The organism is Aurantiacibacter sp. MUD11 (genome assembly GCF_026967575.1).
In the GTDB taxonomy this organism is placed as follows: domain Bacteria; phylum Pseudomonadota; class Alphaproteobacteria; order Sphingomonadales; family Sphingomonadaceae; genus Alteraurantiacibacter.
Map to the genome: position 1 here is coordinate 1098762 of NZ_CP114054.1, position 12612 is coordinate 1111373.

14 protein-coding genes and 1 tRNA gene are annotated in these 12612 nt (G+C 65.3%); 5 read left to right on the forward strand and 10 right to left on the reverse strand.

Translation table 11 applies throughout. The annotated features are described in order from the left end of the window. The first annotated feature begins 14 nt into the window (after positions 1–14). The 5 genes from cobA to OZN62_RS05535 are packed head-to-tail and all read left to right on the forward strand — an operon-like array spanning position 15 to position 3937. Positions 15–770 (forward strand): uroporphyrinogen-III C-methyltransferase, encoded by a 756-nt coding sequence (gene cobA / locus OZN62_RS05515; protein ID WP_269101763.1) that lies wholly within the window; start codon positions 15–17, stop codon positions 768–770. Then, positions 767–1063 (forward strand): DUF2849 domain-containing protein, encoded by a 297-nt coding sequence (locus OZN62_RS05520; RefSeq protein ID WP_269101764.1) that lies wholly within the window; start codon positions 767–769, stop codon positions 1061–1063. Before cobA ends, OZN62_RS05520 begins: the two co-directional genes overlap by 4 nt. Before the next feature lies 1 nt (position 1064). Beyond that, positions 1065–2699, forward strand: a complete 1635-nt coding sequence (locus OZN62_RS05525; protein WP_269101765.1) for a nitrite/sulfite reductase — start codon at positions 1065–1067, stop codon at positions 2697–2699. Continuing rightward, on the forward strand, positions 2692–3156 hold the full coding sequence (locus OZN62_RS05530) for a DUF934 domain-containing protein (protein ID WP_269101767.1): 465 nt from the start codon (positions 2692–2694) through the stop codon (positions 3154–3156). Before OZN62_RS05525 ends, OZN62_RS05530 begins: the two co-directional genes overlap by 8 nt. Continuing rightward, positions 3149–3937 (forward strand): phosphoadenylyl-sulfate reductase, encoded by a 789-nt coding sequence (locus OZN62_RS05535; RefSeq protein ID WP_269101769.1) that lies wholly within the window; start codon positions 3149–3151, stop codon positions 3935–3937. Before OZN62_RS05530 ends, OZN62_RS05535 begins: the two co-directional genes overlap by 8 nt. Positions 3938–3946: 9 nt before the next feature. On the opposite strand, the gene OZN62_RS05540 is transcribed toward OZN62_RS05535, so the two are convergent. The 10 genes from OZN62_RS05540 to OZN62_RS05585 form a co-directional block, all read right to left on the reverse strand. Next, positions 3947–5143, reverse strand: a complete 1197-nt coding sequence (locus OZN62_RS05540) for a cupin domain-containing protein (RefSeq protein ID WP_269101770.1) — start codon at positions 5141–5143, stop codon at positions 3947–3949. A 67-nt stretch (positions 5144–5210) separates the two neighbouring features. Next, positions 5211–5654 carry a hypothetical protein gene (locus OZN62_RS05545; RefSeq protein ID WP_269101771.1) on the reverse strand — a complete coding sequence of 148 codons (444 nt, stop codon included), beginning with the start codon at positions 5652–5654 and terminating at the stop codon, positions 5211–5213. Positions 5655–5762: 108 nt separating this feature from the next. Further along, complete coding sequence (locus OZN62_RS05550) at positions 5763–6671, reverse strand: NAD-dependent epimerase/dehydratase family protein (protein WP_269101772.1); 909 nt, start codon at positions 6669–6671, stop codon at positions 5763–5765. Beyond that, positions 6668–7801, reverse strand: a complete 1134-nt coding sequence (gene proB, locus OZN62_RS05555; RefSeq protein WP_269101773.1) for a glutamate 5-kinase — start codon at positions 7799–7801, stop codon at positions 6668–6670. The genes OZN62_RS05550 and proB overlap by 4 nt, the downstream gene beginning before the upstream one ends. A gap of 39 nt (positions 7802–7840) precedes the next feature. Beyond that, positions 7841–8911, reverse strand: coding sequence for a GTPase ObgE (obgE, locus tag OZN62_RS05560; protein ID WP_269101774.1), 1071 nt, complete (start codon positions 8909–8911; stop codon positions 7841–7843). 156 nt (positions 8912–9067) lie between these two features. Next, positions 9068–9143, reverse strand: a tRNA-Ala gene (locus tag OZN62_RS05565). Positions 9144–9242: 99 nt separating this feature from the next. Beyond that, entirely contained in the window at positions 9243–10172 is a 930-nt protein-coding gene (locus OZN62_RS05570) for a hypothetical protein (RefSeq protein ID WP_269101775.1), read from the reverse strand. Between the two features lie 149 nt (positions 10173–10321). After that, positions 10322–11098 (reverse strand): Bax inhibitor-1/YccA family protein, encoded by a 777-nt coding sequence (locus tag OZN62_RS05575; protein WP_269101776.1) that lies wholly within the window; start codon positions 11096–11098, stop codon positions 10322–10324. Between the two features lie 129 nt (positions 11099–11227). Continuing rightward, positions 11228–12028, reverse strand: coding sequence for a pyrroline-5-carboxylate reductase (proC, locus tag OZN62_RS05580; protein WP_269101777.1), 801 nt, complete (start codon positions 12026–12028; stop codon positions 11228–11230). A gap of 31 nt (positions 12029–12059) precedes the next feature. After that, entirely contained in the window at positions 12060–12566 is a 507-nt protein-coding gene (locus tag OZN62_RS05585; RefSeq protein WP_269101778.1) for a YbjN domain-containing protein, read from the reverse strand. Positions 12567–12612: the final 46 nt, after the last annotated feature.

Consider the following 12612-nt stretch of genomic DNA (forward strand, 5'->3'; position numbering starts at 1 on the left):
GCATTTTAGCCGCCATGAAAACTGGCACGATCTATCTCGTGGGCGCTGGCCCCGGCGATCCCGACTTGCTCACGCTGCGCGCCGCGCGGCTGCTGGAGCGCGCGATGCTGATCGTGCACGATGGCCTGGTCGATCCCGCCATTCTGGCGATGGCCCGCCCCGACGCGCGACTGGTCTCGGTGGCCAAGAGCCGCTCCAAGCACACGCTGCCGCAGGATGACATCAACGCGCTGCTGGTGCGTGAGGCGCGCGCGGGCCGCGACGTCGTCCGCCTGAAGGGTGGCGACCCGTTCATTTTCGGACGCGGTGGCGAGGAAATGGAAGCCGCCCGGGCCGCCGGCGTGCCGGTGGAAGTCGTCCCCGGCATTACCGCCGCCAATGGCGCGGCCGCCGCATCCGGTATCGCCCTGACCCACCGCGAGGACGCCAGCATCGTCTCTTTCGTGGCGGGTCAGTGCAAGGGACTTTCCGACCAGGATTGGGCGGGTCTGGCGGGCAAGGGTCGCACGCTGGTCATCTACATGGGCGTCAAGACTGCACCGCAGATTGCCGAGAAGCTGATGACCGACGGCCTTGCCCCAGACATGCCTTTGGCAGTGATCGAGAACGCCTGCCGCGCGGATATGCGCGTGCTGCGTGGTCCGCTCGCCAGCCTGCCCGACCTGGTCGAACTGGAGCAAGTGAAAAGCCCTGCCCTGATCGTGATCGGCGATGTGACGGCACGCGAGGATGTCGCACTCGCCCGCATCGTGGAGGAGGCCGCAGCATGAGGATCCTGACCGGCAACGACCTGCGGACCGGCGCAGTGGTCTGGTGGACCGGCGAACGCTGGTCGATCCATATCGGCGAGGCCGTGGACGCGGGCGACGACGCGGAAGACATCATCGCCACCGAAAGCGCCGCACGGCGCGTGAATTCGGCCTATGCCATCGAGGCGGAGCAGACCGCCGACGGCCCGCGCCCGGCCCATATCAAGGACCGCGTGCGCGCCCTTGGCCCGACCGTGCGACCCGACCTTGCCGTACCGACAGCCGAGACGCTCGGCTGGGACTGGGTGATCTGACATGTACAAGTACGACCAATACGACCAGGCCATGGTCGACGCGCGCGTGGAACAGTTCCGCGACCAGGCCCGCCGCCGCCTCGAAGGCAAGATGAGCGAGGAACAGTTCCGCCCGCACCGGCTGCAGAACGGCCTCTACCTGCAATTGCACGCCTACATGCTGCGCGTCGCCATTCCCTATGGCACGCTCAACAGCACGCAGATGCACGCGCTGGCGGACATCGCCGACAAGTACGATCGCGGCTACGGCCACTTCACCACCCGCCAGAACATCCAGTACAACTGGATCAAGCTGGAAGAGGCGGCAGACCTGCTGGCGGACCTCGCCAAGGTGGAGATGCACGCCATCCAGACCAGCGGCAACTGCATCCGCAACATCAGCTCGGATCACTATGCGGGTGCCGCGGCAGACGAGGTGGTGGACCCCCGCCCCTATGCCGAGCTGCTGCGCCAGTGGTCCAGCTTCCACCCGGAATTTGCCTTCCTGCCGCGCAAGTTCAAGATCGCCGTGATTGCGTCGGAGAAGGATCGCGCGGCGATGCGGCTGCACGATATCGGCATCAACATCGTCAAGGACGCCGACGGCCACCTGGGCGCGGCCTTCTACGTCGGTGGCGGCATGGGCCGCACTCCGATGATCGCCCCGCTGATCCGCGACTTCGTGCCGCTGGACCAGCTGGTGACCTATTCGGAGGCGATCCTGCGCGTCTACAACCGCCACGGTCGCCGCGACAACAAGTACAAGGCGCGCATCAAGATCCTGGTGCACGAGACCGGCGTGGAGGAATTCACCCGGCAGGTGGAAGAGGAATTCGCGCACCTGCTGCAGCAGGGCATCGAGCCGCCCATGGCCGAGCTGGAACGCATCCGCAGCTTCTTCCAGCCGCCTGAATTCGGATACGGCCTGCCCGATGAAGCCGACCGGTCCGACCCCGATTTCGCCGTCTGGATGGACCGCAACTGCGTGGCCCACAAGGTGCCCGGCTATACCTCCGTCGCCATCAGCCTGAAGCCGGTGGGCGGCATCCCCGGCGATGCCACCGCGGCGCAGATGCACCTGATGGCGGAGCTGGCGAAGGAATACAGCTTCGACGAATGCCGCGTCACCCACACGCAGAACATCATCCTGCCGCATGTCGAGATCGGCCGCCTGTACGAGCTGTGGCAGAAGCTGGACGAAGCCGGCCTCGGCACCCCGAACCTGGACCAGGTGGGCGACATCATCGCCTGCCCCGGCCTCGACTATTGCAGCCTCGCCAATGCCCGCTCGATCCCCGTGGCGCAGAAGATTTCCGAACGCTTCGCCGCTAATGGCAAGGGTGATGCACTGGGCGAGCTGAAGCTGAAGATATCCGGCTGCATCAATGCCTGCGGGCATCACCACGCCGGCCACATCGGCATCCTCGGCGTCGACCGTAAGGGAGTCGAGAACTACCAGCTGCTGCTCGGCGGCAGCGAGGCGGAGGACGTCTCGCTGGCCAAGATCACCGGCCCCGGCTTCGACGAGGCCGGCATCGTCGATGCAGTGGAAACCGTGGCCGACCTCTATCTCGCCAAGCGCGAGGACGGCGAACGCTTCCTCGATACCTACCGCCGGCTTGGCATGGATGCCTTCAAGGAGGCGCTCTATGGCTGATACGCAGACCCACGACCTCGGCACCGGCAGCGATGGCGTGCAGTTCCGTTTCCGCGATGACGAGCAGGCCGACGTTGCAGCGGTGACCGTGGATTCCTTCCTCGATCAGGCCGATGCCGACGCCGTGCGGATCGAGCCCGGCGACGACGCGCGCGACCTGCTGCCGCATCTCGCTCGCCTGCACCTGGTGGAAGTGAACTTCCCCAGCTTCACCGATGGCCGCGGATACTCGGCGGCGCGCTTGCTGCGTGAACACGGCTATACCGGCGAACTACGTGCTGTCGGCGATGTGCTGGTCGACCAGTTGGCCTATATGCGCCGTTGCGGTTTCGATGCCTTTGCGCCGGAACGCCCGCTCAACGAGGCCAGCGCCGCCGCTGCACTGGAAATTTTCCCGGAAGTTTATCAATCTGCCGCAGATGCGAAATCACCGATCTGGAATCTCAGGCATGGCTGAATCCGCTGCCCGCAAGGTGGACAGGATCGATAGCGGACCGGCCTTCACCCAGGCCGACGCCGATGCCCTGAACGCGCGTTTCGCCGGGGTTCCGGTGCCCGAAATGCTGCGCACACTGTTCGCGGAGGAGACCCTCGGCCGCGTGGGCGTGGTCTCCAGCTTCGGCACCGAAGCGGTCGTGCTGCTGCACCTGGTCGCCCGGGCGGACAAGAGCGTGCCGATCATCTTTGTCGATACGCTGAAGATGTTCGAGGAAACCCTCGCCTATCGCGAGGAGGTGATCGAACTGCTCGGCTTCACCAATGCCAGCGTCGTCCAGCCGAACCCGGACCTGCTGGTGCAGAAGGACGAGACCGGCATGCGCTGGTCCTACGATCCCGACGGCTGCTGCGAAATCCGCAAGGTCGAGCCGATGCAGCGCGCCAAGGCAGGGCTGGACAGCTGGATTTCGGGCCGCAAGGCGTTCCAGTCGCATACCCGGCAGAACCTGCCCCGCTTCGAAATCGAGGAAGGACGGATGAAGCTCAACCCGCTGGGCGACTGGACCAAGGACGACCTCGAAGCCTATTTCGAGGAGCACGACCTGCCGCGCCACCCGCTGGAGGCCAAGGGCTACCCGTCGGTCGGCTGCTCGCCCTGCACCAGCACCGTGCTGCCGGGTGAAGATCCGCGTGCGGGACGCTGGCGCGGCTGGGACAAGACCGAGTGCGGCATCCACTCGCCCAACAACCCGGACAACAAGGACGGCGACCTGCCGCCGGGCTACGAACCGGTTTTCTAGCTTGGCGAACTAGTCGCGGACCAGCAGGCCGTAAGCGACCAGCGATCCGATCACGTCGTCCAGTTCCTCTTCGTCCTCCACGGAGAAGTCGGACTTGGCGACCGAACCGGCGGCAATACGCGCCTGCAGTTGCGCCGCCAACGCGTCTGACAACGGCAGACTGGCTCCCGCCAGCACCACTTGCTTGCCGTCCTCGCCATCCTCGGTCGCATCCTCGAAGGAATAGAGGATGTGCTTGCGCACACTGAAGCGGTCGTCCGGCCCGATGGGGCTGCACAGGGCGTTCAGTCCGCCGCGCACGCGAGAGCCCTGCTGGCGGACGAAATTGCCCGAGAACACCGCCAGGGTCGCATCGAAGCTCGCCTTGTCGGCGATTGCCTGTGCCAGCCGCTCGAATTCGGCCTTGTGCGCCGCGCGGTTGCCTTCGTCGAAGAACAGGTCGCGCGGCAGCGAATGGCGCAGTTCGGGGATGCGCAAGCTGGCTTCGGCCACGGCCTCCAGCATGAAGTCCGCCCAGGTCTGCACCAGGATCCCGACGGTGATGTGCAGGCTCGGCTCGTCGCCATGCGTCAGGGCACGGTGCGCGGTGCCGCGCGGCACGTAGAGGCACTGCCCCGGCTCCAGCACGAACTGATCCTTCAGCTGACCCACGTCGTCGCGGTCCTTGCGGAAGCCCTCGCCGCGATAAGGCAGGCTTTCCCGGTCGCCGTAGATTTCCCAGTCCTTCGCGCCGGCCACTTGCAGCACGAAGACATCGTGATCGTCGTAGTGCACGCCGAAGCCGTGCTCGCCCGGCGGCGTCATGTAGATGTTGGTCTGGGTGCGGGCCCCGAATGCGCGTTCCAGCGACAGGCAGAATTCGTAGAGCTTGCCATCGGCGAAGTGCAGCTGCGGCAGGATGATGGTGGCGCCGTCGCGAAATCCGTCGAGCACCGCGCCGCGATCAACCACGCCATTGGCAAAGGTGAATTCGGCGGGGTCGATGGACTGGCCGGACTTGGCCATGCTGATGGAGGTGGGCGGCAATTCGCTGTCGGCAATGATCTCGTCGATGCGGTCGATGCTCAGCAATTCGCCAATCGCAGCGTGCTGTACCGTCCCGTGGAAATACTTGCGCTCGTAATAGTCGCGGAAGAATTCTTCCGGCGAAAGCGGGGCCGTCAGCATCTGCATCGTTTCGCTGGCGGAAGGGGAATTCGTCTGCATCTGTCCTGCCCAATGCAAGGGGGCCGGATTGCCCGGCCCCACTCAATCACGAAATTTTCGGCTTGGCCTAGCCCGTGCCGCGACCGCGACCATAGCCGGCCCGGTCGGAATCGTCGGAGTCGGTCAGGCCGCTACGGCCATAGCCGGCGCGGTCGTTGGGATCGCTGTCGGTATAGCCCGTGCCGCTCCCACGGCCACGACCGGCAGCGTCGGAATTGAGGCCGCCATCGGAATCGGTAATGCCGGAATTGCGGCTGCCACCGCCGCGGCCGTACTGGGCGCGGTCATTGGCATCGGCATCGGTAACCCCGGTGCGGCCGTGCCCGGCGCGATCGTTCGGGTCGCTGTCCGAATAGCCGGTACGGCCATAGCCGACGGCGTCATTGGGGTCGCTGTCCGTGCGCCCCGTGCGCTGGGCCTGTGCCGGCGAGCTGATCATCGTCGCTGCCACACCGCCACTCACCAGCGCCACGAAGGAACGCCGCGATACCGGTTTCACCCTTTTTGCCATGATATTTCCCCCACACCGCCTCCGACCCCTCGGAGACGTCCACATTGAGGGGAAAAGACTAACAATAGTGCCAGTAATGGCAAGGGAGGCTGTTAAGAAATTACGCGATCACAGCCAGCCTTGCTGGCGATACCATTGCGCAGTGGCTGCAAGCCCCTGTTTCGTTGGGATTTCTGGCTGCCACAAGTCTGCCGGCACTTGCTGGCCAGGCGCGCTGGTCCAGTCGGGATGGGCCATGTAGCTGGCCCGATCCGGCGTCAATTTCGCCTTGTCGCCGCGCAGGAGACGGTCGAGACGCGCCGCCGAGAACAGCAGGCCGCGCGGCACGTGCGGTGCCCAGACCTTCCTGCCCACCGCTTCACCAATGGCCTGCGCCAGCTCGCCATGGGTCCAGCCACCTTCCTGCCCGTCATCCGGCTCGAAGATGCGATTGCTGGTTTCGGACAGCGGCTGCGACAGTTTCAGCAGCAGCCTCGCCAGGTCAGTGACGTGGATGATCGAGGCGCGTCCGGCGGGCGGCATCGGCACCATGCCCCAGCGCGCCGACTTGAACAGTTCGAAAATCTCGGTGTCCCGCGGACCATAGATCGCCGGGGGACGGACGATGGTCCAGTCGAGGCCGCTGGTCTGCACCGCCTCTTCGGAAAGGCGCTTCGAATGGCCATATTGCGACAGCCCCGGCTCGCGCGCGGCAAGCGAGGAGACGTGGATGAACCGCGCGGCACCCGCGCTCCTCGCCGCACTCACGACGTTCTCGGTGCCCACGATATTGCCCGCGCGAAAGCCCTCCGCATCTGGAGCATTCACCACGCCGGCTATGTGCAGCATGGCCTTGGCGCCGGCGGCCAGTTCCTCCAGTGCGGTTTCCGCATGCAGGTCGCCGCGCACCCAGGTCACGCCTTCGCGTTCGGGCTGCTCGCGGCGCGTCAGCGCGCGCACCTGCACGCCCTGCCGCAACGCCTCGTCGAGCACCGCCTGGCCAACAAAGCCGGTGCCGCCGGTGATGGCGATGGTCACAGCAGGACCAGGTGATCCCGATGGATCACCGCCGAGCGCGGCGTATGGCCGAGGATGTCCTCCTGCTCCTCGCTGGGATGGCCCTTGATCGCCTCGACATCGGACCAGTCATATTCGACGAGCCCCTTCGCGATCATGCGCTTGGTCTCGTCGAACACCGGGATGATATCGCCGCGTTCGAAGTCGCCGTCGACCTTGGTGATACCGGCGGCAAGCAGGCTCTTGCCCTTCCCCAGCGCTTCCACGCAGCCGTCGTCGATCGTGATCGAGCCGTTGAAGCGCATGCGTCCGCCGATCCAGGCCCGGCGACCGCTGTCGTCGCGCTTGGGCAGGAACAGCGTGCCGGTCTGGCCGGCCAGCGCGCGGGCCATCGGCATGTCCTTCTGCCCGTCGATAATCGCCAGCGCGATGCCCGCGCGTTCGGCGATCTCCGCCGCCAGCAGCTTTGCGGTCATACCGCCCGAGCCAAGTCCGGAGCCGGAGCCGCCATCGGCCATGGCGTGAATTTCCTCGGTCACGCCGCGCACCTCGTCCAGCCGGTTGGCGTCGGGGTGGCTGGGATGCTTGTCGTACAGGCCGTCGACATCGGTCAGCAGCATCACGCCGTCGGCATCGCAGGCCTGCGCGACGCGGGCAGCCAGCCGGTCGTTGTCGCCGAAGCGGATTTCGCCGGTGGCGATGGTGTCGTTTTCGTTCACCACCGGCACCACGCCCGATTTCAGCAGGCGGCCCAGGGTGGCGGAAATGTTGAGGTAGCGGCGGCGGTGCTCGAAATCGTCGAGCGTCAGCAGCATCTGCGCGGCCACCAGGTCGCGTTCGGCCAGCAAGGTCGACCAGGTCGATGCCAGCGCAATCTGCCCGACCGAAGCCGAAGCCTGTGCTTCCGCCAGCGTCCGCCGGCCACCGTGCGAGAATTCAAGCAGCTTCGCGCCGATGGCGATCGCACCGGAGCTGACAACCACCACTTCCTGCCCGCGGTCGCGCGCAGTGCGGATTTCGTTGACGATGGTGCGTAGCCATTCGACCCGGACCTGGCCGGAACTGTCGACCAGCAGGGCGCTGCCGATCTTGATGACCAGCCGCTTGCATTTCTCGGGATCGCGAAAGTCGTCGAGTTTTTCTATAATCATTGCGCGTGCCAGATAGTGAGTGCCGCAGCCGATGCTAGGTTAGATTGGCGACCACGGCTTTTCTTCGGACTCCTCGCCATCGCCATCCTCCACGAGAGCCTGGCCGGGATTCTCGGTCATCGTGCGGTCCGGCAGGTAGCCGAGCACCGCATCCAGAAGCTCGTTTATGCCCTCGCCGGTGGCGCCCGAAATCGGGAAGACTTCGGTTGCGCCCGCCTCGATCAGTTCGTCGGCAAAGCCTGCGGCCAGTTCGGCATCGGCCAGGTCGACCTTGTTGAGCGCCACCAGTCGCGGCTTCTCTTCCAGACCCGCGCCATAGGCTTCCAGCTCGCCCTCGACGATGCGCATGGCCGCCACCGGATCCTCGCCGGAAATGTCGATCAGGTGGATCAGCACGCGGCAGCGCTCGATATGGCCGAGGAAACGATCGCCGATGCCCGCGCCGTCCGCCGCGCCCTCGATCAGGCCCGGAATGTCCGCCAGCACGAATTCGCGACCCTTGTGGCGCACCACGCCCAGCTTCGGGATCAGCGTGGTGAAGGCATAGTCGCCCACCTTGGCGCGGGCATTGGAAACCGCGTTGATGAAGGTCGACTTGCCGGCATTCGGCAGGCCGACCAGGCCCACGTCGGCCAGCAGCTTCAGCCGCAGCCACACCCACATTTCCTCGCCCGGTTCGCCCGGCTGGTGCTGGCGCGGGGCGCGGTTGGTGGCGGTCTTGTAACTGGCATTGCCGCGACCGCCCATGCCGCCCTTCAGCAGCACGATTTCCTGCCCTTCCTGGGTGAAGTCGGCGAGCACCGTCTCGCGATCCTCGTCCAGCACCTGCGTGCCCACCGGCACCTCGATCACCAGGTCGTCCGCGCCGGCTCCGGTGCGGTCCCGGCCCATGCCATGGCCGCCGCGCTTGGCCTTGAAGTGCTGCGCATAGCGGAAGTCGATCAGGGTATTGAGGCCGGGCACCGCGCGCAGAACGATGTCGCCGCCCTTGCCGCCGTTGCCGCCGTCCGGGCCACCGAACTCGATGTACTTCTCGCGCCGGAACGAAACCGCGCCCGGTCCGCCCGCGCCGGATTTCAGAAAGATCTTGGCCTGGTCGAGAAAATGCATGGAAGTGCCTTAGACGTTTTTCAGGGTGGGAATCATCTTTTGTTTTTCGCACCTGCATCCGCAGGTGCGTCCTCCCTAGATGCTCAGCAAGCTGTGCCCGCTGCAGCCGCGAATGCGACCCGCCCGGCGTTTGAGGGTCTCAAACAGGAAGAAAACTGGTGGAGCCGAGCGGGATCGAACCGCTGACCTCGTCATTGCGAACGACGCGCTCTCCCAACTGAGCTACGGCCCCGTTCCAGTCTGTTTTCGCCCTGCCGGACAGCGTCGGCACGGCAGGGAGAGGCCCTTTAGCGGGACTCCGGCAGGCTTGCAAAGAGGGAAATTGCCGCTGCTAGCGTTCGGTCACATTGGTGGGCACGGGCTGCACCACAGGTGTGCTGGCGGTCGTCTCGTCCACCGGGATGACCGGCACCAGGACACCGGTTTCGTCCGGCACCGCCACGGGATCGTCAGGGATGACCTGGCTTACCAGCACGCCCATCGACCGTTGTTGGTCCTGGGTGCCGTAGAGCGCCACCCAGCCCGGCTGCGAAGCGCCATAACGCGAGCCATAGCGGGCATCCCACTCGCTGGAGGCAACCTCGTATTCCTCATAGGTGGAGAAAAACTGCTCGAACGCCTGTTCGTAGCGTTGCAGCCCGCTGACGGCGAAGTTGGTGAAGTTCGTCGGCGGCGCCGTGAGGTACTCGGTCGCCACGGCCAACGCGGCATTGCAGAAATGGCGCCGCGCCGGTGGCGTCGCGAAATAGTTGTAGATGCTGGTCGAATGCGCCTCGCGCAGCACGATGGCGGCGCGGCGCACGTCGTTGCGCGTGGTCGGCAAGCCGTCGTTTGCCAACTCGTCACGGGCGACCTCGCGGAAGCGGCTCTCCAGCGAGTTGTTGGCCGCTGACAGCGTATCGTTCTCCAACTGCAGCATCTGGGCATAGCCGTTCAGGATCGGCTCGTGCTCCGGCCGCATGCAGTTGAGCGCGGCGACGTTCCAGCCCGAGCGGAAATGCCAGATTGCCTCGCTCTCACCCAGGGCGGTGTTGATCGTTTCGCGCACGCCCATGGCGTTCTTGCGCGGGATGTTCATCTGGTAGGCGGCCTGCGGCGGCGGGACCGGCCGATAGGGGATCGCCTCGACCACCGCCGGCGGCGGCGGGGGTGGCGGTGGAGGTGGTGGCGGCGGCGGCGGCGGAGGCGTGGCGCATGCCGCCAGCATGGCGACACCTATGGCCGCCGTGATTGCGCGGATGATCAGTGGTGGTTTCGTCATGGCTTCCGCTCAAGTCCTTGTCACACCGATCATGTATCACGCCTGACCGATGGTTAACACGAAAGCGGGATAGCGGTCCGAAAAGACAAAGAAAATGCCCGGAGCGCATATTTGCACTCCGGGCATCGCATTTCCGATTCGATCCGGCGTTATTCGCGGGCAGCGCCCATGAAACGCAGCAGGAACAGGAACATGTTGATGAAGTCGAGATAGAGGCTGAGCGCGCCCATCACGACCATCTTGCCCATCGGGAAGGCGGCCGCAGCGGTCGGATTGCTCATCTTGATCTGCTGCACGTACAGGTATTCCTGCTTCAGGCGCTGGGTGTCGTAGGCGGTGAGGCCCGCGAAAATCAGCACACCGATGAAGCTGACGGCCCACATCAGGGCAGCCGACTGCAGGAAGATGTTGATCACCGAAGCGATGATCAGGCCGATCACGCCCATGATCAGGAAGCTACCCCAGCTCGAGATGTCCTTCTTGGTGGTGTAGCCCCACAGGCTGAGGCCCGCGAAGGCACCCGCCGTGGCGAAGAAAGTCGCGGCGATTGAAGCGCCCGTGTAGACGAGGAAGATCGTCGACAGCGACAGGCCCATCAGCACCGCGAAGCCCCAGAACATCGCCTGCAGCGTGGTGGTGGAGAAACGATCGCGGCCGAAGCTCATCGCGAAGACGATGGCCAGCGGCGACAGCGCCACGAGCCACATCAGCGGGCCCTGGGCGAACTGGATCGCCAGGCCGGAGCGCGCGGTCAGCAGGGCGACAATGCCCGTCAGCAACACGCCCGAGGCCATGTAGTTGTAAATCGAGAGCATGTGTTTACGCAGCCCCGCGTCGAAAGTCGTGCGGCCAGCGACATCACCCGTCTGGCTCGGCGACACCCCGAAACCCTGCCGGGTCTGCTGGTTGTCGTTCCAATTTGCCATGTTTTCCAAAACTCCATTGCCCGGCCTCACAAAGCGGACCGGATTGCGCACAATATTGGCATTTAGCCAGTCAATTTCAAGCGAAACCGGAGCCCTTTGCAGGCTCTTGGCGTTAACCGAAAAAAGCCCCTAATCCCGCGCTTCGCGGGCCATTTCGGCGCTGCGATCGCGTGCCGCGCGCAAGCATTTCGTCATCAGCTGGGTCAGCGCTTCGCCGTCGTCCAGCACGTCCATGCCCTTGCGGGTCACGCCGCCCGGCGAGGCGACCATGTCGGCCAGCTTGCCCGGCGAATGTTCGGATTGCTGCGCCAGCGTCGCGGCGCCTTCGGTCATGGCAACCGCCAGCGTGCGCGCCTGCTCTTCCGGCAGGCCGAGGCGCACGGCGGCCGTGCCCAGCGCATCGATGAAGCGGTAGACGAAGGCCGGTCCGCTGCCTGCCAGCGCGGTAACGAGGTCGTAGCGGTCCTCCCCCACCCATTCGGGCGTGCCGAGCTGCTGCATGAGGCCGAACAGCGCTTCGCGCTGCGTTTCGTCCAGCCCGGTTTCGGCCAGCGCCACCGGCGACTTGCCCATGGCGCACGCGAGGTTCGGCATCACCCGCACCACCGCCCCGGCAGCGGGAAAGTGGCGGCGCAGCGATTCGAGCTCGACCCCGGCGAGGACGGACAGCACCGTCGCACCCGCTCCGGCTACGCCCTGCAGCGTCGGGGCGATATCCGCCAGCATGTACGGCTTGAATCCCAGCAGGACGGCATCGAATTGCCGCCCTTCCGGCACTTCGCGCAGCAGTTCCACATCCCCCGGCACGCTTTCACGTGACGGGGTAACGACGGTGAAGGCCTCGCGCGGCGTGCCGGCCGCAAGCCAGCCTTCGAGCATGGCTCCGGTCATGTTGCCGCAGCCGACGATCAGGATCTTTGCGAATGTCATGCAGCAGGACTTGGCACGCCTGTGCGCGAAATCAAGCTTCTCCGGCGGCGTCCACCAATGCCGCGTCCAGCGCCTCGCGCGGGGACTTGTCGCCCCACAGCACGAACTGGAAGGCGGGATAGAAGCGGTCGCACTCCGATATCGCCGATTCGATGGCCATGGAGGCCATGTCGAGGCTCAGCAAGCCATCGTCGCCCAGCATCAGGCCGTGGCGGTAAAGCATGACCCCGCCCTGCGACCAGATGTCGAAATGGCCCAGCCAGAGCTGTTCGTTGACCAGTGCCAACAATTCATAGGCCACGCGCTTCTTGGCGTCGGGAACGCGGATTTCGGGGAGGCAGAGCAGTTGCAGGACCTTGTCCTCCGACCGCCAGATGCCGCGCACCTGGTATGTCGTCCAGCTGCCCGGAACCTCGCCCGTCACCTCGTCGTCGCCAACCTGTTCGCAGGCCCAGCCATGGGCTTCGAACATGGCAGTGAGCATCTCGACCGGGGCGGCATCCTCGGTCGCCTCGATGGTATCGCGTCCGGTGTTCATGATTGCTGCTGACCAGGGGCATTTGTCATGTCGCACTTAATGCGTT

Coding starts and splice junctions, on each gene's coding strand:
- OZN62_RS05520 (WP_269101764.1), top strand. CDS start 767: ATGAGGATCCTGACCGGCAACGACCTGCGGACCGGCGCAGTGGTCTGG.
- proB (WP_269101773.1), bottom strand. CDS start 7,801: ATGATTATAGAAAAACTCGACGACTTTCGCGATCCCGAGAAATGCAAG.
- OZN62_RS05575 (WP_269101776.1), bottom strand. CDS start 11,098: ATGGCAAATTGGAACGACAACCAGCAGACCCGGCAGGGTTTCGGGGTG.
- obgE (WP_269101774.1), bottom strand. CDS start 8,911: ATGCATTTTCTCGACCAGGCCAAGATCTTTCTGAAATCCGGCGCGGGC.
- OZN62_RS05525 (WP_269101765.1), top strand. CDS start 1,065: ATGTACAAGTACGACCAATACGACCAGGCCATGGTCGACGCGCGCGTG.
- OZN62_RS05570 (WP_269101775.1), bottom strand. CDS start 10,172: ATGACGAAACCACCACTGATCATCCGCGCAATCACGGCGGCCATAGGT.
- OZN62_RS05585 (WP_269101778.1), bottom strand. CDS start 12,566: ATGAACACCGGACGCGATACCATCGAGGCGACCGAGGATGCCGCCCCG.
- OZN62_RS05540 (WP_269101770.1), bottom strand. CDS start 5,143: ATGCAGACGAATTCCCCTTCCGCCAGCGAAACGATGCAGATGCTGACG.
- OZN62_RS05545 (WP_269101771.1), bottom strand. CDS start 5,654: ATGGCAAAAAGGGTGAAACCGGTATCGCGGCGTTCCTTCGTGGCGCTG.
- cobA (WP_269101763.1), top strand. CDS start 15: ATGAAAACTGGCACGATCTATCTCGTGGGCGCTGGCCCCGGCGATCCC.
- OZN62_RS05530 (WP_269101767.1), top strand. CDS start 2,692: ATGGCTGATACGCAGACCCACGACCTCGGCACCGGCAGCGATGGCGTG.
- proC (WP_269101777.1), bottom strand. CDS start 12,028: ATGACATTCGCAAAGATCCTGATCGTCGGCTGCGGCAACATGACCGGA.
- OZN62_RS05535 (WP_269101769.1), top strand. CDS start 3,149: ATGGCTGAATCCGCTGCCCGCAAGGTGGACAGGATCGATAGCGGACCG.